This is a genomic window from Marinobacter sp. W-8 (genome assembly GCF_044342215.1).
In the GTDB taxonomy this organism is placed as follows: domain Bacteria; phylum Pseudomonadota; class Gammaproteobacteria; order Pseudomonadales; family Oleiphilaceae; genus Marinobacter; species Marinobacter nauticus.
In genome coordinates, this window is record NZ_CP172297.1 from 723,517 (window position 1) to 741,412 (window position 17,896).

A 17,896-nucleotide genomic window follows, 5' to 3' on the forward strand; every position below is an offset into this window, starting at 1 on the left:
TGAAAATGAACATTAAAGATATCTTTCGACAAGGCCTTAAGAGCAGTCTGGTCGCAATGTTTGTGGCCTGGCCCACGATTGGTTGGTCAGCAACGGTCGCAGACCGTCCATTGTTTATTGATGCTGCGGTTGATCATAACCTGATGTTCGTGATCGATGATTCGGGAAGTATGGATTTAGAAGTGTTAGCCCCAGCAATTGGTTCAGCGGGTCCAGTTTTTGATGCGCATATTTTCCAGCCGCTTGACAAATCTGGTAACTATACCGTCATTTCGCAAAGTCCATACACTAAAGGTCTGCGTTTAAATGGCAGTGGTGGAAGCTATTACCCTTTCAGTGAACAGTATTATTATTTGAGGTCTGCCGATTATAATTTTCAGTATTATGATCCGTCGCAGACCTATACCCCCTGGCCTACCTCCAATGCAGATGGCACTGAGGAATTCAGTAACCAGAGCATTAGGTCCGCCAAGCTCGATCCGGGGTTGAGTGGCTCCTTGTCAGTTGATCTTACCAGCAGTGATAAGTTTCAAATGTCATCGCCTAATATCCCGGCGACTTTTTTTGTGAAAACAACAGAACCCACGGTCGATTACACTCAGTACAGCTGTGATAAGGGTTACGAACTCATTCAATACTATGGTGACTTGTATTGCTACAAAAGAAATCAAAATCTACGCACACCAACCAAGAGTGAGGCAACTGCCCAGTGCGGAACATTGGGTAGTGAGCAATATGACTCATGGGTGATGAGCCCCTCAGACTTCAAATTCAAGACCTCTTCAGGAGCGGCAATCCCTGATGGCCAGGTGGGTATTGCTCCTGACGGTGAATGTTTGCAGAGACTTGAGCTATCGAATGACGCCAGCGGTAACAACAAGGCTGAAGTGTTTGCTGCGTTGGGCGGAAAGGGCACAGCGGACGACGTTTTCGCAAAACAGCAGCAAAACTTTGCAAACTGGTTCTCGTACTACCGTCGTCGCCATCAAGCCATACGAGGAGCAGTTGGTCAGGCAGTGAGTGGGCTTGAAAACCTCAACGTGGGGATGTTTTGGCTTCATAACCGGAGAGATATGAGCGGAAAGCTCTACGACATAGGTACAAATGCCGGAAAATCCAGTTTTCTGAAAGATCATTACGGTCGTTTTGGTAGTGGTATTTGGCAAGGAGGTAGGACGCCCAACAGGACAGCGCTTGCGCACGCCGGTAGTGAATACTCTGATTCTGATGTAAGAGGAAGTCTCGAATGCCGCAAGAATTTCACCCTTCTTTTCACCGATGGCTTCGCAAATAATCACCCAAGCACGACGGTTGCGGGTAATGCTGATTCGAGTGCCGATGCCCCTTTTGGCGATGCTACGAATTCTGACACACTTGCTGATATTGCCTACTACTACTACACGGGTTTAAGAGACAGCAGTAACGCAGTAATTCCTGGTGGTGCCATGAGACTGCCTGCACAGTGTGGCACTGCTGATGAGACTGCGCTAATGGACTGCAACGTTGACTACCACATGAATACGTACACCGTTGCTTTGGGCATGACCGGCGAAAAGTATGCGGGGATCAGTCATTTTAAAGTGGCGGATGCACATAAAACCAATCCGGACTGGTCTTCACTCTCGTTGTCAGGAACTGGACCTGAGCAGATAGATGATCTCTATCATGCCGCTGTAAATGGCAAAGGCGAATATTACGATGCACAGTCTACGTCACAACTGATCTTATCGTTGCAGACTGCGATGAAAGATGTGCAGAAGCAGTTAGGAAGTGGTTCAAACGTAAGCTTTAATACAACGTCTTTGAAAAGTGGCGGGTATATTTTCAGTGCTCAGTTCACATCCCAAATTTGGACGGGAACGCTGAAAGCTGAATCTATTGATAAGGACGGGGTTGTATCCGGCGAAAAGTGGGATGCAGCGACAATCCTTGATGCTAGGGACCTCCAGGTCAACCCGCGTTTGATTCTCACCAACAATGGCAATGGTGTGACTTTTGACTGGGGTAATCTGACGCCCAATCAACAAAACGATCTTAAAGCGGGTGGCTCCGATACTCTTGGTCAGGCTCGTTTATCATTTATCAAAGGTAACACCGTTACCAGTTCGGAGGGAGTAACGTTCCGTGATAGGGCTAGCCGTTTGGGCGCTATTGTTAATTCGGCGCCGGTGTATGTTGGCGAACCTAACCGTATCTGGCCGGATAAAACCATGTTTGGTGCAACGCCATATAGTGCATTCAAAACCAGCATGAAGACGAGGACTAAAGCGGTCTACGTTGGCGCGAACGATGGTATGTTGCACGGTTTTGATGCCGATACCGGGGAAGAGCTGTTGGCTTATATTCCCGGCTTTCTGTATTCAACTGACGCAAATAAAGGTTTGAGTGCTCTAACAGTCCCAAACCTGGATTTCCAGAGTTATGTGGATCTGCCGCTAAATACCTCCGATGTATATGTTGATGGAGCCTGGCGTTCCATCGTCATTGGCGGTTCACGGGGAGCTACACCGGGTATATTTGCGCTGGATGTTACCGATCCATCGAATTTCTCGGCAGCCAATGCCGGTTCCACAGTGATGTGGGAATTCTCAGGCAACAGTAATCTGGGCAATATGACCGAAGCCGTTCAGATAGCATTGCTGAAGTGGGCAGATGGTGATTATCGCTGGAGTGCTGTATTTGGTAATGGTTATGGTGCGCCTAGTGGAAAGAATGGACTGTTCGTGTTGGATATTGCCAATCCGGGTAACTACGAATTCATCGAGGTTGCAAGCGGTGGCGGACTGTCAGCGCCGCGTCTGGTTGACTTCATGGATGCAAGCGGTGACCCGAACAGTGATGGGATTGCCGATCGTGTCTATGCTGGCGACCTTGAGGGCCGGTTGTGGGCCATTGATCTCAGCGGCGGTAGAAGCAACTGGGATGTGCTCTACAATGGCGATCCTTTGTTCGTGGCAAAAGATAATCTCGGCAACGCCCAGCCGATTACCACGCAGCCTGATATAGCTCGAAATACCTACAAGAAAGATCTGAGTGACCCTAACTTGTTGGTATTTTTCGGCACAGGTAAGTACCTGGACGCGTCGGACATCCCGGCCGCAGGTGCAACGTCGCAGACTCAGACGTTCTACGGCATCAGTGATCGCGGAACCGCGGTTGATAGTAACGGCAATGCTCTGGCACGGGATGACCTTGCCCAACGCACGATCACAGGTGGTAGCGTAACCGTTGACGGCGAACAGCGGCCCGTTCGTAAAACGGATGGTGCTGCCCTGGATTGGGCCACGAAGTTTGGCTGGTATGTTGATCTGCCCAGCTCCGGTGAGCGGCTTTCTGAAGCACCGGTGGTACGTGGAGATTATGTTGTTTTTGCCTCTACTATTCCTGTGGGCGGTGATCCCTGTGGTGGTGGCGGTAGCTCCTTCCTGACAGCACTCCAGCTGGATGGCTCAACAGATTCCACTAAGTCCATTATCGATGTTAACAATGATGGCAAGCTTGATGGCGATGATCAGGGTTGGGCCGGAGTGTATTATGGAGATGGTATTATTACAGGCCTCTCCTTCATCGATAATCTGTTGATTGCTCCTGATACGGCGGCTAATAAAACTCCATTCCTGACCGACTTTGGCGCGGGCCTCAGTGGTACCCGGAGAGTAGGTTGGCATGAGCTCATTGACTAAAACAGGAGCAGCTATGAACAATGCAGTAAATGCAGGCGCGGGCTATGCCCGCCCTGCGGGGCAGCGCGGTTTTACACTGATTGAGCTGATGATCGTTGTCGCCATAGTCGGTATTCTGGCAGCAATTGCTTACCCCTCGTATCAAAGCTCAGTGGAGAAAAGCCGGCGTTCCGATGCCCAGGCTGCCCTGACGGCGTTCAGTGCGGCCATGGAGCGCTACTACACGGATAATGGAAATAGCTATCTGGGAGCGGCGGCTTCAGGTGCTGATACTGGCGCGCCTACGATTTTCCCAACACAGGCGCCTCTTGAAGGATCGACCAAGTTCTACGACCTGACAATTGGCGCTGCCACTCGGACTACCTACACTTTGGTTGCAACACCAAAGGGTGCCCAGGCCGGTGACGGTGCTCTGCGCTTGCTGTCAAACGGTGTTCGTGAATGGAATAAAGATGGTGCCGGTTCCTGGGTAGACTGGAATCAATAACTGTCTACTGCTCCCCCGACACACGCCTATGGGCAAGCTATGTTTCGTCCATAGGCGTCTTCCGCGATACCATCCTGATTGGTGTCCTTTGCCAGAATTGGCCTTCCCCCCATATTGATCCTTATCTGGAACGCCCGCTCAGGGGTACCGTCGTCGGGACACCATAGTAGATGCCCGATGCTTTCCCGCGCCATCCCCGTCGGTCGGAATCCGAAGTGTTTTCTGATTCCTGTTCTGCCATAGAGGTTGCCTTGACTGGGAGGCTGTAACTCTCGAAGGATATCATTCGCAGACCTAAGTTGGCGGGTTCGAGCCGGATCAATAAAGACGGTGAGAGGCTTGTTCCAATCTCGTGAACATCGACTGCTACTATCCAGGGGGCACAAGGTGATGTTCGTGTTTCGGCTAATCGCTTCCGTTCTTGCGTAGCTTATGCCAGTCAGCAACTGGTTGAGGGTGGTTTTTCGATGACCGTCTTCAATGAGTTTACTGAAAGAGGGGAGACCAATACCCAGCGCGATGGTCAGTATGGCAGTAACCAACAATAGCTCTATCAGGGTGAACCCCCGATGATTTATTTTCTTCATTTCTACGTCCTTGTAATTAGTTTCTTGGCGATCATCCTGAAAGCCAGATTAAATTATCTACTCCATCCCCAACTTCTTCAACCGATACCGCAATGCCCGAAAGCTGATTCCCAGCCTCTTGGCCGCCGCCGTTTTATTCCACCGCGTAGCTTCCAGCGCTTTTTCAATGGCCTGTCGCTCGATGCTTTCCAGATAACCTTCGAGATCAATCTCGCCCTCTGGCACCGGGGCTGCGCCAGCATCCGCTTCTGATCCCGTCTCTCGGGTCGCCGAGGCCGAGCCCGCTGGCGCAACACCGCCGCCAAGATGCAGATCTCCGGCATCAATCAGGTCTTCGTCGCACAGGGTAAAGGCGCGCTCCAGGATGTTCTCCAGTTCTCGCACGTTGCCGGGAAACTCGTAGCCTTTAAGTCGTTCGATGGCGGCCGGGGTGAGTTTGGCCGGGTCGCACTCGTATTCCCGGGCTATGCGTTGAAGAATGTGCTCGGCCAGCAGGGAAATATCCTCGGCGCGCTCGCGCAGCGGCGGAACAGCCAGTTCGATAACGTTGATCCGGTAAAACAGATCCTGACGGAAGTCGCCTTCCTGCACCAGTTCCGGGAGGTTTTTGTGGGTGGCGCTGAGCACCCGGATGTCCACCGGCACTTCTTTGGTGTCGCCTACCGGACGAACGGCTTTCTCCTGAATAGCACGCAGCAGTTTTACCTGCATGGCCAGCGGGAGGTCGGCCACTTCGTCCAGAAACAGGGTGCCACCATCGGCGGAGCGGAACAGCCCCTGTTTGTTCTCGACGGCGCCGGTGAAACTGCCTTTTTTGTGGCCGAAGAACTCGCTTTCCATCAACTCCGAGGGGATGGCGCCACAGTTCACGGCGACAAAGGGGCCGTCACTTCTGGGCCCTTGCAGATGAATCATGCGGGCAACCAGCTCCTTTCCGCTGCCAGACTCGCCACTGATAAACACCGGTGCCTGGCTTCGGGCGAGCTTTTTCGTCTGTGTGCGCAGTTTCCGGATTTGCGGCGAGTCGCCCAGAAGCAGGCCGGGCTCATCGGAATCGGCGGTTTCGCGGGCTTTGGGTTCGGATAGCTTCAGGGCGCTGTTGACGAGTTCCCGTAGCCGGGGCAGCTCCACGGGCTTGGACACGAAGTCAAAGGCGCCGGCTTTGAGCGACTCGATGGCTGTGTCCATGCTGCCATAGGCGGTAATCACGGCAACGGGGGTACAGGGCGTGTGTTGCTGAATCCAGTGTACAAGCTCTATGCCATTGCCGTCGGGCAGGTTCATGTCGGTCAGGCAGAGCTGGGGTTTGTGCTGTTGCAGAAGTTCCCTGGCGCTGGCCAGATCGGGGGCGGTGTAGGTGGTAATGCCCATCCGGGTGAGGGTGATTTCCAGTAGATCCCGGATATCCGGCTCGTCGTCAACAATCAGCGCTGTCTGTGTAGTCATTCTATGTCTTCGGTTCCCTGTTGAATTCAAACGCCCGATGGCCAGCTGGTCAGATCATTCGCCCCGGGTGAGCGAAGGTTATGCGGAATCGGCACCCCGGTTGGCCATCGTCGACCAGCGACAGGTGTGCCTGGTTGGCTTCGCATAACTCCCGGGCCAGGTAGAGGCCGAGCCCGGTTCCACTCTTGTCCGTGGTAAAAAACGGCTCGAATACGGAATGCCGGTGCTCGGCGCTGATGCCCGGGCCGAAATCCCGGACGTCCACGTAGGCCCGCTTGCCATCGGCTGTGGCGCCTGCAACTAATTGTATCCTGTTTTGTCCGGTCTGCTGTTTGCTGTACCGCAAACCATTGTCGCACAGATTCACCATCACCTGCTCAATCTGGCTCTTGTCGAAACGAGCCTGTGGGATCTGCTCACCGAGTTTCAATTCGATGGTGGTGGCCGTTTCCCCATTCACCGTCTGTACGAAATCATTCCGGAATTCCCGGAGCCACTGACCGATATCCATCAGCTCAGAATTTGCCGTCCGGCGGCGAGAAAGGTCCAGCACATTCTCAATGATGCCATTCACCCGGCGGGAGTGACGGCGAATGATATCGAGCATGCGAAGATCTCCCTCATCCAGGTTGGGGGATTCTTCCATCAGCTGGGCGGCGTGGCTGATAGCACCCAGCGGGTTGCGGATCTCGTGGGCAATGCCGGCAGTTAGTCGCCCGAGGGATGCCAGCTTCATCTGTTGGGCCTGCTGGGTCACTTTGCTCATGTCTTCAATAAACACCAGAATCTGGTCGCCCCGCTCCTGGTCCAGTTGCGTGAAGTTGGCCTGCAAAAGCGGTGAGGTAGGGGACGCCTGGAAGGGTTCAATCCGCATGTTGGGGTTTTTCAGCCAGCTTTCGAGCCCCTGCCTGAGCGGTTTAGGCAGTAGCCTTGCTCGGGGCTCCAGATCTTCTCCATCGGCGCTCACACCGAACAGCAGTTCTTCGGCGGCGGCGTTGGCCAGCCGAATCTGGCCGAAACGATCAAGTACCAGGATGCCGGTGCGCATACGCTGGATGATCTGCTGGTTGATCTGCTCCAGTTCCTGAATGCTTCTTGCCCGGCTGCTCGCCAGAGCTTCACTGCGGATCATCCGTTTTGAGATGCCTTGCAGGACAAAAGCCGCGGCAAAGTAGAGTATGCCCAGGGTGCCCGCCCGGACGATGTCGTCGGCGGTTTCATCGATGGCCAGAACGGCCCAGCCGGAAATGCCCAGCGAACAGATGGCAGCCAGTGCTGCGTAGAAGGTGCCGACCCGGCTGGGTGTGAGAATATTGCCCGCCGCTACAGACACTATTACCAGGTTGGCCAGGCCATTGGTGATTCCGGTACTGGCGAATAGAAGCCCATGCATCACCAGTATGTCGATCAGAATGGAGAGCGTGATATGCCTCTGCCGTGGCTGAAAGCCGGCAAGCAGGAGCAGTGCGGTAAAGCCATTGATTGCCACGTAGGTAACCACACCCGCCTGGTAGTACTCCAGCCAGCGGAACTTGCTGTCGGTGGTGAATGGATCGAAGAACAGCAAACCCAGCAGCATCAGGCTGATTACTACGCGATAGTGGTTGTATACACGAAACAGCCTTGCCTGTTGCTGCTTTGCCGGTGGCCCGAAAGCAGAGCGCTTGCTGTCATTGTGGGCAGTGTCTTGAGCCATGGAGCGGTTCATCTGTCTGTGTGCGGGAGAAATCTTTGTTGTTGACGGGTTATAATAGCCTTTTAACGGCAATAAGTTACAGGAGCCAGTCCATGCCGGAAGCCGGTCAAGCACCCCAGAGCCAGAACGCCGCCAGAAAACTCCGCGTTGTTATGGCGCAACTGGATTTCCTGGTGGGAGATATTCCGGGTAATACCGATCTGATTCTGGAGGCAGCGCAGCGGGCCTGGGATGAGCATCAGGCCGATATCGTTGTCTTTCCGGAGCTTTGCCTGACCGGCTACCCGCCGGAGGATCTCCTGTTGCGCCCGAGTCTGGATCTTCGCGTGAGCGAAGCATTGGAAAAGCTGCAAAGTGCAGCATTGCCTCCAGCGATGGTAATCGGTGCTCCGATTCGCTCTGGTGGATTGCTGTATAACGCGGCGCTGGTTATTGAAGCCGGTCAGATTCGGGGTCGCTACTTCAAACGCTTCCCGCCGAACTACCAGGTTTTTGATGAAAAGCGCTATTTTGCCGAAGGCTCCGACACCCTGGTGCTCGACATCAAAGGTCAGCCCGTTGGCATTACCGTGTGTGAGGATCTCTGGAAAGATGGGCCGCTCGAGGATGCCGCCGCCGCGGGTGCCCGGCTTATCCTTAATCTCAATGCCTCGCCCTACGATATCGATAAACAGGCTCGTCGCAAGGCTTTGCTCGAGCGCAAGTCCCGGGAGAACCGGGTCAGCATCGTCTACGTGAACCTGGTGGGCGGTCAGGATGAGCTGGTGTTTGACGGCGGCTCCATGGTGTACGACCACTCGGGTGGGCTGTCTGCGGAGGTGCCTCAGTTCGAGGAGGGGCTGTACCCGGTGGATTTCCTGTGCGAGCACCATTGTCAGCCGATTTCTCGGCCGTTACCGCCGGAACCGCAGCTGGAAGCCAATGTTTACAACGCCCTGGTGACCGGCGTACGGGATTACGTGAACAAGAATGGTTTCAAGTCGGTAGTGCTGGGCCTGTCCGGCGGCATCGATTCGGCGGTTACATTGGCGGTTGCGGTGGATGCCCTGGGCAAAGAGCGTGTGCGCGCGGTGATGATGCCGTTCCGGTATACCTCCAGCATCAGCCTGGAAGATGCCGAAGCCGAGGCCACCGCCCTGGGAGTGCAGTACGACGTATTCTCCATTGAGCCCATGTACGATGCCTTCATGGCAGCTCTGGCAGAACCTTTTGCAGGCACAAAGCCGGATACCACCGAGGAAAACCTTCAGGCGCGTCTGCGGGGCGTGCTGCTTATGTCACTGTCCAACAAGTTTGGCTCTTTGGTGCTTACGACCGGCAACAAGAGTGAAATGGCGGTTGGCTATTCCACGCTATACGGTGACATGGCCGGTGGCTTTGATGTTCTGAAGGACGTGCCGAAAACGCTGGTTTTCCGGCTGGCGCGCTACCGCAATACCCTGTCACCAGTGATTCCGGAGCGGGTGATTACCCGCCCGCCCTCAGCCGAGCTGGCGCCGGATCAGAAAGATGAGGACAGCTTGCCGGGCTATGACGTACTGGATCAGATCCTGAATCTGTACGTGGAGCGTGATTACAGCGCCGATGCCATCGTCGCGGAAGGGTTTGAACGGGAAGACGTGGACAGGGTGGTCAGGCTGGTCGATATCAATGAATACAAGCGCCGCCAGGCCCCCATCGGTGTTCGTATTACCGAACGGGGCTTTGGCAAAGACAGGCGCTATCCCATTACCAACGGCTGGAAGAGCGGGAAGTAATCCCGCTCTTACTCATCCCCCATCAGACCGAAGGTCACCACGTTGGTCAGTGACCGGTTCTGGCGGCGAAGAAGATCCGATTCGTACTCACCGTTGTCATTGAAGGCCTCGCTGTTGGGGAAATTTTTTCTCAGCGTGGCAATGGCATCGTTGGCGCCCTTTTTCAGCTCCAGAAAGCGGAAGGTATCCGCCATGATCATCAGAGCCTCTTCCACTGAAGGCGAAGACGGATAGTTCTCCACTACGTAGCGGGCACGGTTGTTGGCGGCCACATAGGCTTCACGCTTGATGTAGTAGCGTGCGGCGTGCAGCTCCAGTTCAGCCATGCGGTTGCGGATGGCGATCATACGCTGGCGGGCGTCCGGGGCATATTCACTGTCCGGAAACCGGTTCAGCAGCTGTGAGAAATCGCGGAAGGCCTGCAGCTGCTCGCCGGGATTGCGCGCGGCCACGTCAACAGGGAAGTAGCGGGCGGCCAGACCAAGGTCCAGGTTGTAGGAGGCTAGCCCTCTCATATAGAGGGCGTAGTCCAGGTGATCGCTCTGCGGATTCAGGCGCATGAAGCGGTCGGCGGCGGCCCGGGAACCTTCAAGATCGAGGTTCTGATAACGGGCAAAGATCAGATCGAGCTGGGCCTGTTCGGCATAACGGCCGAAAGGGTAATAGGTCTCCAGGGCATCCAGATTCTGTTCGGCTTCGTTGAAGTTGCCCGAGTTCATGGCCTTGCGGGCGTTTTCGTAATAGGTTTCTTCCGGCAGGACTTCCACCTCCTTCTGGGACGCGCAGCCGGCGGCCAGCGCAAAAAGAGTGGAAAGTAGCAGTAATCGAACGACTGATCTCATGCCGGAATCCCGTATAATGGTCAGAACTTGTGGTTTGATTGGCCATTGTAACGGGGAAGACTGTCTGTGTGCAGTGTTTCCCGATATTGGCGCCGGAATCTGACCGAAACGTAACATCGCCGCCTGCCCGGCGGCCGTATGCGCCAGAAACCAACGGCGAAAACGAGGCTGAATGACTTCCGAAAACCGAATTACCGGCCAATTTACCGTACCGCCGGAACTCAGCGACAAGCGGCTGGATCAGGCCGCGGCGGAGCTGATGCCCGAGCATTCCCGCTCTCGCCTGCAATCCTGGATCAAGAGCGGAGCCCTGACGGTGAACGGTAAATCCCGCAAGCCGCGGGACAAGGTAATGATGGGCGATTCCCTGGCCCTCGATGCTGAGCCTGAAGTGCAGGTGACCTGGGAAGCCGAACCCATCAGTCTGGATATCGTCTACGAAGATGAGCACCTGCTGGTGATTAACAAGCCGGCCGGGTTGGTGGTGCATCCAGCGGCCGGTCATGCCGATGGCACGCTGGTTAACGCCCTGCTGAATTACGCGCCGGAAGTGGAAAACCTGCCGAGGGCAGGTATTGTTCATCGCCTGGACAAGGATACCTCCGGCATCATGGTAGTGGCCCGCAGTCTGATTGCTCATACCTCTCTGGTGGACCAGCTGCAAACGCGCACCATGGGCCGGGAGTATGAGGCCGTGGTGGTGGGCGCGCTGACCGGCGGTGCGACAGTAGACGCACCTATCGGCCGTCATCCGCAGGATCGTAAGCGCATGGCGGTGGTTTCCAGTGGTAAACCGGCCGTCACCCATTACCGCCTGCTGGAGCGTTTTGCCGCCCATACCCTGGTTAGGTGCAAGCTGGAAAGTGGCCGTACCCATCAGATCCGTGTGCATATGGCGCATGTGCGGCACCCCCTGGTTGGCGACCCCGCCTACGGTGGGCGATTGCGGTTGCCCAAGGGTACCACTGAGGAACTTCGGGATGTGCTGGCCGCGTTTACCAGGCAGGCGCTGCACGCCCGGCAGCTGACCCTTGAACATCCTGAAACGGGAGAGATTCTGAGCTGGGACGTGCCGCTGCCAGAAGATATGGTTCATTTGATCGAAGCTCTGCGCAAACACGCCCGGGAGCTGGAAGAACGTGATTTCTGATAATTACATCCTGAGGCCGAGTTGGTCCGCACCGGGGGCGGTGCAAGCCATGTGCACGACTCGCAAGGGAGGCGTCAGTGAGGCGCCGTGGAGCTCGCTCAACCTCGGGGATCATGTCGGGGATAGCCCTGAATCTGTCGCCGAAAACCGGCAGCGCCTGGCCCGCTTCACGGGGTTAGAGGTGGATCGGATTGGCTGGTTGAATCAGGTGCATGGTGCGAGGGTGGTCGAGCTTACACCCGACAACGCCAAGCTGGTTCCGGAAGCGGATGCCAGTTTCACCCGATCGCCCGGCCTTGGTTGTGCCATTCTGACTGCCGACTGCCTGCCCGTAGTGATTTCGGATTCCGATGGAACCGTAGTGGGAGCTGCTCACGCCGGCTGGCGCAGCCTCAGCGGAGGCGTGCTGGAAAACCTGGTCAGTGCGATGGCCGTTGAGCCTGACAAGCTTTCGGCCTGGCTGGGTCCCGCCATTGGCCCAGACAGTTTCGAAGTTGGTCCGGAGGTGCGCGAAGCGTTTGTTCGCCATAGCCCGCGGGCTGCGAATGCCTTTAAAACCAGGGGAGCTCGCCCGGGCCATTTCATGGCCGATATCTACAGCCTGGCAGCCCTGCGCCTGCATCAGGTTGGTGTCTCGGCGGTCGCTGGCGGTAGCCTGTGCACCGTTCAGGATCGGGAATGGTTCTTTTCCTATCGCCGGGATGGTCAAACCGGCCGCATGGCGACCCTGGTCTGGTTAAAATCCTGAACTCCTGATTGTTCCCCCTGATGTGTTAACTGACAGCCGTCAAATTTCTGACGAATTGAGATCGGCTCAACTTGAACTCCCCCCAATTGCCCCTACATTAAGTTTCAAAGCAATCGGAATATCCGCACCACAGGGTTGATCGGTATTCACTACGAATTTTGGGGATAAGAACACATGAGAATCGACAAGCTCACCAGCAAACTGCAAACCGCGTTGGCGGATGCGCAGTCCATCGCGGTTGGCAAAGACCATAACTTCATCGAGCCCGTGCATCTGATGCAGGCCCTGCTGGACCAGCAGGGAGGCTCCATTAAACCGCTGCTCAAACAAGTGGGGGTTGAGCCCGGCCGGGTACGGCAGGCCGTGGCGAAGGAAATTGAGAACCTGCCGGAAGTGCAGGGCAATGCCGGCGATGTGTCCATGTCAAACGATATGGGCCGGCTGTTCAACATTTCCGACAAGCTGGCCCAGAAGCGGGGTGACCAGTTCATATCCAGTGAGCTGGTTCTGCTGGCGGCGGTTGAAGACCGTGGTTCATTGGGGCGCATTCTGCGAGAACAGGGCGTTGACAAGGCGGCGCTGGAAAAAGCCATTGACGAAGTCCGCGGGGGAGAGTCGGTGAATGATGCGGGCGCTGAGGAAAACCGTCAGGCGCTTTCAAAGTACACCATTGATCTTACCGAGCGGGCTGAAGCCGGTAAGCTGGACCCGGTAATCGGTCGCGACGACGAAATCCGTCGCACCATTCAGGTACTGCAACGCCGGCGCAAGAACAACCCCGTGCTGATTGGTGAGCCTGGTGTGGGTAAAACCGCGATTGTTGAGGGGCTGGCCCAGCGTATCGTCAACGGCGAGGTGCCCGATGGCCTGAAGGACAAGAAAGTACTGTCGCTGGACATGGGTGCATTGATTGCCGGCGCCAAGTTCCGGGGTGAGTTTGAGGAGCGCCTGAAGGCAGTGCTTAACGAGCTGTCGAAACAGGAAGGCCAGATCATCCTGTTCATTGACGAGATCCACACCATGGTGGGCGCTGGTAAAGCTGAGGGGTCTATGGATGCCGGCAACATGCTGAAGCCGGCCCTGGCCCGGGGCGAGTTGCACTGTGTCGGCGCCACCACGCTGAATGAGTACCGGGAGAATATTGAAAAAGATGCAGCACTGGAACGCCGTTTCCAGAAGGTGCTGGTCAGTGAGCCCAGCGAGGAAGACACCATTGCCATCCTGCGTGGGCTGAAAGAGCGTTATGAGGTTCACCATGGGGTTGAGGTAACGGATGGCGCCATCATCGCGGCCGCCAAGCTGTCGCACCGATACATTACCGATCGCCAGTTGCCGGATAAGGCCATTGACCTGGTCGATGAGGCAGCCAGCCAGATCCGCATGGAAATGGATTCCAAGCCTGAGGCTCTGGATCGCCTGGAGCGCCGGCTGATTCAGTTGAAGATCGAGCGGGAGGCACTGAAAAAGGAGACGGACGCTGCCTCTAAGAAGCGGCTGGAAGAGTTGTCTGCCGTTATCGGCAACGTTGAGCGCGAATACGCCGACCTTGAGGAAGTCTGGAACACTGAAAAGGCGGCTTTGCATGGCTCCCAGAAGATCAAGAGCCAGTTGGAGCAGGCCCGGATTGACCTGGAGAACGCCCGCCGTGCCGGGGATCTCGGCAAGATGTCCGAGCTGCAGTACGGCCGGATTCCGGAGCTGGAGCGGCAGCTGGATATGGCCAGCCAGGCGGAAATGATGGAAATGAAGCTGCTGCGCAATCGGGTCACGGATGAGGAAATCGCTGAAATCGTCTCCAAGTGGACCGGGATTCCGGTATCCAAGATGCTGGAGGGAGAGCGCGACAAGCTGATGCGTATGGAGGATGCGCTCCATGATCGGGTCATCGGCCAGGATGAGGCGGTGGAAGCCGTGTCCAATGCGGTGCGACGTTCCCGGGCTGGCCTGTCGGATCCGAATCGCCCCAACGGTTCTTTCCTGTTCCTCGGGCCGACCGGGGTGGGTAAGACCGAGTTGTGCAAGGCGCTGGCAAACTTCCTGTTCGATACCGAGGAGGCCATGGTTCGCATTGATATGTCAGAATTCATGGAGAAGCACTCGGTCGCCCGTTTGATAGGTGCGCCTCCTGGTTATGTGGGTTATGAAGAGGGTGGTTATCTGACCGAGGCCGTGCGCCGCAGGCCCTACTCGGTTCTGCTGCTGGATGAGGTTGAAAAGGCGCACCCGGATGTCTTCAACATCCTGCTTCAGGTGCTGGATGATGGCCGCCTGACCGATGGTCAGGGCCGTACGGTCGACTTCCGCAACACGGTAGTGGTGATGACCTCAAATCTGGGTTCTCACATCATTCAGGAGAAGGCCGGGGAAGAGAACTACGAAGACATGAAGTCGGCGGTGATGGAAGTGGTTGGCACCCATTTCCGGCCGGAGTTCATTAACCGTGTGGATGAAGTGGTGGTGTTCCATCCGCTGGCGGAGTCCCAGATTCAGGGCATCGCCCGTATCCAGATTGAGAATCTGGCTCGTCGTCTGAAGGATCAGGACATGAAACTGGAACTCGGAGACGACGTCATGCAGTTGCTCGCGGAAGTCGGGTACGACCCGGTTTATGGTGCCCGGCCGCTGAAGCGGGCGATTCAGCGCATGATCGAGAATCCGTTGGCGCAGAAGCTGCTACAGGGTGACTTTGTGCCCGGCGATACCATTCGTGCAGCGGTACAGGAAGACCGTCTGGTGTTCAGTAAGAACGGCTGAGGGCAGGACCTCAGCTGCTGAAAAGGAAAAGGGCGGAAGACACGAGTCTCCGCCCTTTTCTGTTCTCCGAACCTTCGGATTTAACGCTCGCTGCTGCCTTTTTGTTCCGGGCCGCAGTTTTCGTCTGCAATTTCCTGGAACTTCTGGCGCTGCTGTTCGATTTCTTCGGGGCTCAGATACCGGGTTTCACCGTTCTCCTCCACCCGGATGCGAGCGTTGCTGTTGATCACCTGAAGATTGGAGCGTGCCGTGGCGCAATTGGCTTCGCGCTGCTTCCGGCGGGCTTCTTCAACCGCGGATTCTTCTCGTTGCTGCTGCTCTGCCGCTTGTTGTTCCTGCAGTTCGTCCAGCTGTTCCTGGGCGCTTCGTCGCTGAACACCGGCGCCCTGACTGGTGCCGGAACGAACGTTGACCTGCTCGGCGTTACGGCCGGTTGGCTGTCGGTCGCCAAAGTGTGTTACGCCGTTCTCGTCTGTCCACTTATAGACCGAAGCGCTGGTTGCAAGGCCGGGCGCGGCCGCCATCAATACCGTCAGCAATAATATTTTTCGGTTCATGTCTCTGCTCGTCACTTGGTTACTGCCTGTGGCTATCATGCCATCGGATGGCTGGATTTTCCTGTCTCTGGTTCAAAATCTTGCACGCAGTTTTGCACAGTATGGCAGAGAGAGGCGAATTCGGCGGTAATTAAGCCACAGCGCCTATTGACAGCGAGTTTCCCGCTGTCAGAATTACCGATTGCCTGAAGACTGGGGTCAATACGGCAGGCAATCCCGAGCGAGTATCCCCCGTTAATCACCACACTGCGTTCGCCAGCGTCTGGCGGGCCTTGGTTGTTGCTTACGTGCAACCCGTTGATTGGCCGTTCTCCGCAACCCTCAGGAGGGCGGCTGGCCAGGAGACAACCTCTTTAGTTTTAGTGTGGAGGAGTACGCCGGTTCCGCTTTCACAAGAAGCAGGGAAACCGAGAATCCAGGCAACCGGGGCGTAACCCGGCTCATTCACTCGTAGAAGAGGGTAGAAAATCGTGGAGTTATTGTCTGGCGCCGATATGCTGATCCGCTCCCTGCAGGATGAAGGGATCGAATACATATACGGCTATCCGGGTGGTGCAGCCCTTCATATTTATGATGCGCTGTTCAGGCAGGACAAAGTCAAGCATATTCTGGTTCGGCACGAACAGGCGGCGGTCCACATGGCCGACGGCTATGCCCGTGCAACCGGAAAACCAGGTACCGTACTGGTGACCTCGGGTCCTGGAGCCACCAACACTATTACCGGCATTGCCACCGCGTTCATGGATTCCATCCCCATGGTGGTTCTGTGCGGCCAGGTTGCATCCACCCTTATTGGTGAGGATGCCTTCCAGGAAACCGATATGATCGGTGTTTCCCGTCCGGTGGTTAAGCACAATCTGAGCGTTCGTCACCCCGAGGAAATCCCTGAGGTAATCCGCAAGGCATACTACATCGCTGCTACCGGTCGTCCCGGTCCGGTTGTGGTTGATATCCCGAAGGATATGACCACACCGAATGAGCGCTATGAGTACTCCTATCCCAAGAAGGTCAAGCTGCGTTCCTATAACCCGGCGGTTCGTGGCCATGCCGGTCAGATCAAAAAAGCCGTCGACATGCTGATGGCGGCCAAACGCCCGGTCATCTATGCCGGTGGCGGTGTGATCCTGGGCAAGGCTTCCAGCCAGTTGACCGAGCTGACCCGGACCCTGGGCTTCCCTATCACCAACACCCTGATGGGCATCGGTTGCTATCCGGCGACTGACAAACAGCACCTGGGCTGGCTGGGTATGCACGGTACCTATGAAGCCAACATGGCGATGCACCATTCGGATCTGATTCTCTGTGTGGGCGCGCGCTTTGATGATCGCGTGACCAACGCCACCGAGAAGTTCTGCCCGGGCGCGCGCATTATTCATATCGATATCGACCCGGCATCTATCTCAAAGACCATAGATGCAGACGTGCCCATTGTCGGCCCGGTGGATGCGGTACTGAAAGAAATGCTGTCGCTGGTAAAAGAATCCAGGGACAAGCCGGATGCCGAGGCGCTGGCATCGTGGTGGAAGCAGATTGAAGAGTGGCGCGCGTTCCACGGCATGCGTTACGAGACCAGCCCGGATGTCATCAAGCCCCAGGAAGTGGTCGAGATGCTCTGGAAGCTCACCAATGGTGATGCCTTCGTAACCACCGATGTAGGTCAGCACCAGATGTTTGCTGCCCAGTACTACAAGTTCGACAAGCCGAACCGATGGATTAACTCCGGTGGCCTCGGCACCATGGGCTTCGGCCTGCCGGCCGCCATGGGCATCAAGCTGACCCATCCGGAAGATGAAGTGCTGTGCTTCACTGGTGAAGGCAGTATCCAGATGAATATCCAGGAACTGTCCACCTGCAAGCAGTACGATCTGCCGGTGAAGATCATCAACCTGAATAACCAGGCTCTGGGCATGGTCAAGCAGTGGCAGGACATGAATTACGAGTCCCGCCATTCCCAGTCTTACATGGAGTCTTTGCCGGACTTCATCAAGCTGGCGGAAGCGTATGGTCATGTGGGTGTGCGCATTGATCGCAAGGAAGACCTGGAGCCCAAGCTCAAGGAAGTCCTGGCCATGAAAGACAAACTGGTGTTTGTCGATATCTATGTGGACCGCTTTGAGCATGTCTATCCCATGCAGGTCGCTCGAGGATCCATGAAAGACATGTGGCTCAGCAAAACGGAGAGGGTGTGA

12 protein-coding genes are annotated in these 17,896 nt (G+C 55.9%); 7 read left to right on the forward strand and 5 right to left on the reverse strand.

All coding sequences use genetic code 11. The features are described from left to right. Positions 1–5 precede the first annotated feature (5 nt). Positions 6–3,683, forward strand: coding sequence for a pilus assembly protein (locus ACF8YQ_RS03300; protein WP_396623270.1), 3,678 nt, complete (start codon positions 6–8; stop codon positions 3,681–3,683). Positions 3,684–3,696: 13 nt separating this feature from the next. Then, the gene (locus ACF8YQ_RS03305; RefSeq protein WP_396622580.1) at positions 3,697–4,170 is read left to right on the forward strand and encodes a type IV pilin protein; all 474 of its coding nucleotides are present in this window, start codon (positions 3,697–3,699) and stop codon (positions 4,168–4,170) included. 26 nt (positions 4,171–4,196) lie between these two features. On the opposite strand, the gene ACF8YQ_RS03310 is transcribed toward ACF8YQ_RS03305, so the two are convergent. Genes ACF8YQ_RS03310 through ACF8YQ_RS03320 form a run of 3 tightly spaced genes read right to left on the reverse strand, consistent with a single transcriptional unit; the run spans position 4,197 to position 7,899 of the window. After that, positions 4,197–4,757 carry a GspH/FimT family pseudopilin gene (locus tag ACF8YQ_RS03310; RefSeq protein ID WP_396622581.1) on the reverse strand — a complete coding sequence of 187 codons (561 nt, stop codon included), beginning with the start codon at positions 4,755–4,757 and terminating at the stop codon, positions 4,197–4,199. A 57-nt stretch (positions 4,758–4,814) separates the two neighbouring features. Then, complete coding sequence (locus ACF8YQ_RS03315) at positions 4,815–6,203, reverse strand: sigma-54-dependent transcriptional regulator (protein WP_396622582.1); 1,389 nt, start codon at positions 6,201–6,203, stop codon at positions 4,815–4,817. Positions 6,204–6,252: 49 nt separating this feature from the next. Continuing rightward, entirely contained in the window at positions 6,253–7,899 is a 1,647-nt protein-coding gene (locus ACF8YQ_RS03320; protein WP_396622583.1) for a sensor histidine kinase, read from the reverse strand. 92 nt (positions 7,900–7,991) lie between these two features. On the opposite strand from ACF8YQ_RS03320, the gene ACF8YQ_RS03325 reads away from it, so the two are divergent. Then, entirely contained in the window at positions 7,992–9,656 is a 1,665-nt protein-coding gene (locus ACF8YQ_RS03325) for an NAD+ synthase (protein WP_396622584.1), read from the forward strand. An 8-nt stretch (positions 9,657–9,664) separates the two neighbouring features. On the opposite strand, the gene ACF8YQ_RS03330 is transcribed toward ACF8YQ_RS03325, so the two are convergent. Then, complete coding sequence (locus ACF8YQ_RS03330; protein WP_396622585.1) at positions 9,665–10,498, reverse strand: outer membrane protein assembly factor BamD; 834 nt, start codon at positions 10,496–10,498, stop codon at positions 9,665–9,667. Between the two features lie 172 nt (positions 10,499–10,670). Between ACF8YQ_RS03330 and rluD the strand changes: the two genes are divergently transcribed. The 3 genes from rluD to clpB all read left to right on the forward strand — a co-directional run bounded on the left by rluD (position 10,671) and on the right by clpB (position 15,150). Then, on the forward strand, positions 10,671–11,648 hold the full coding sequence (rluD, locus tag ACF8YQ_RS03335) for a 23S rRNA pseudouridine(1911/1915/1917) synthase RluD (protein ID WP_396622586.1): 978 nt from the start codon (positions 10,671–10,673) through the stop codon (positions 11,646–11,648). Positions 11,649–11,697: 49 nt separating this feature from the next. Beyond that, the gene (gene pgeF / locus ACF8YQ_RS03340) at positions 11,698–12,396 is read left to right on the forward strand and encodes a peptidoglycan editing factor PgeF (protein ID WP_396622587.1); all 699 of its coding nucleotides are present in this window, start codon (positions 11,698–11,700) and stop codon (positions 12,394–12,396) included. A gap of 174 nt (positions 12,397–12,570) precedes the next feature. Then, entirely contained in the window at positions 12,571–15,150 is a 2,580-nt protein-coding gene (gene clpB, locus ACF8YQ_RS03345; protein ID WP_396622588.1) for an ATP-dependent chaperone ClpB, read from the forward strand. An 80-nt stretch (positions 15,151–15,230) separates the two neighbouring features. Here the strand turns inward: clpB and ACF8YQ_RS03350 are convergent, their stop codons facing one another. After that, complete coding sequence (locus tag ACF8YQ_RS03350) at positions 15,231–15,707, reverse strand: DUF4124 domain-containing protein (protein ID WP_396622589.1); 477 nt, start codon at positions 15,705–15,707, stop codon at positions 15,231–15,233. Positions 15,708–16,177: 470 nt separating this feature from the next. On the opposite strand from ACF8YQ_RS03350, the gene ACF8YQ_RS03355 reads away from it, so the two are divergent. Further along, positions 16,178–17,896, forward strand: coding sequence for an acetolactate synthase 3 large subunit (locus ACF8YQ_RS03355; RefSeq protein ID WP_011784400.1), 1,719 nt, complete (start codon positions 16,178–16,180; stop codon positions 17,894–17,896).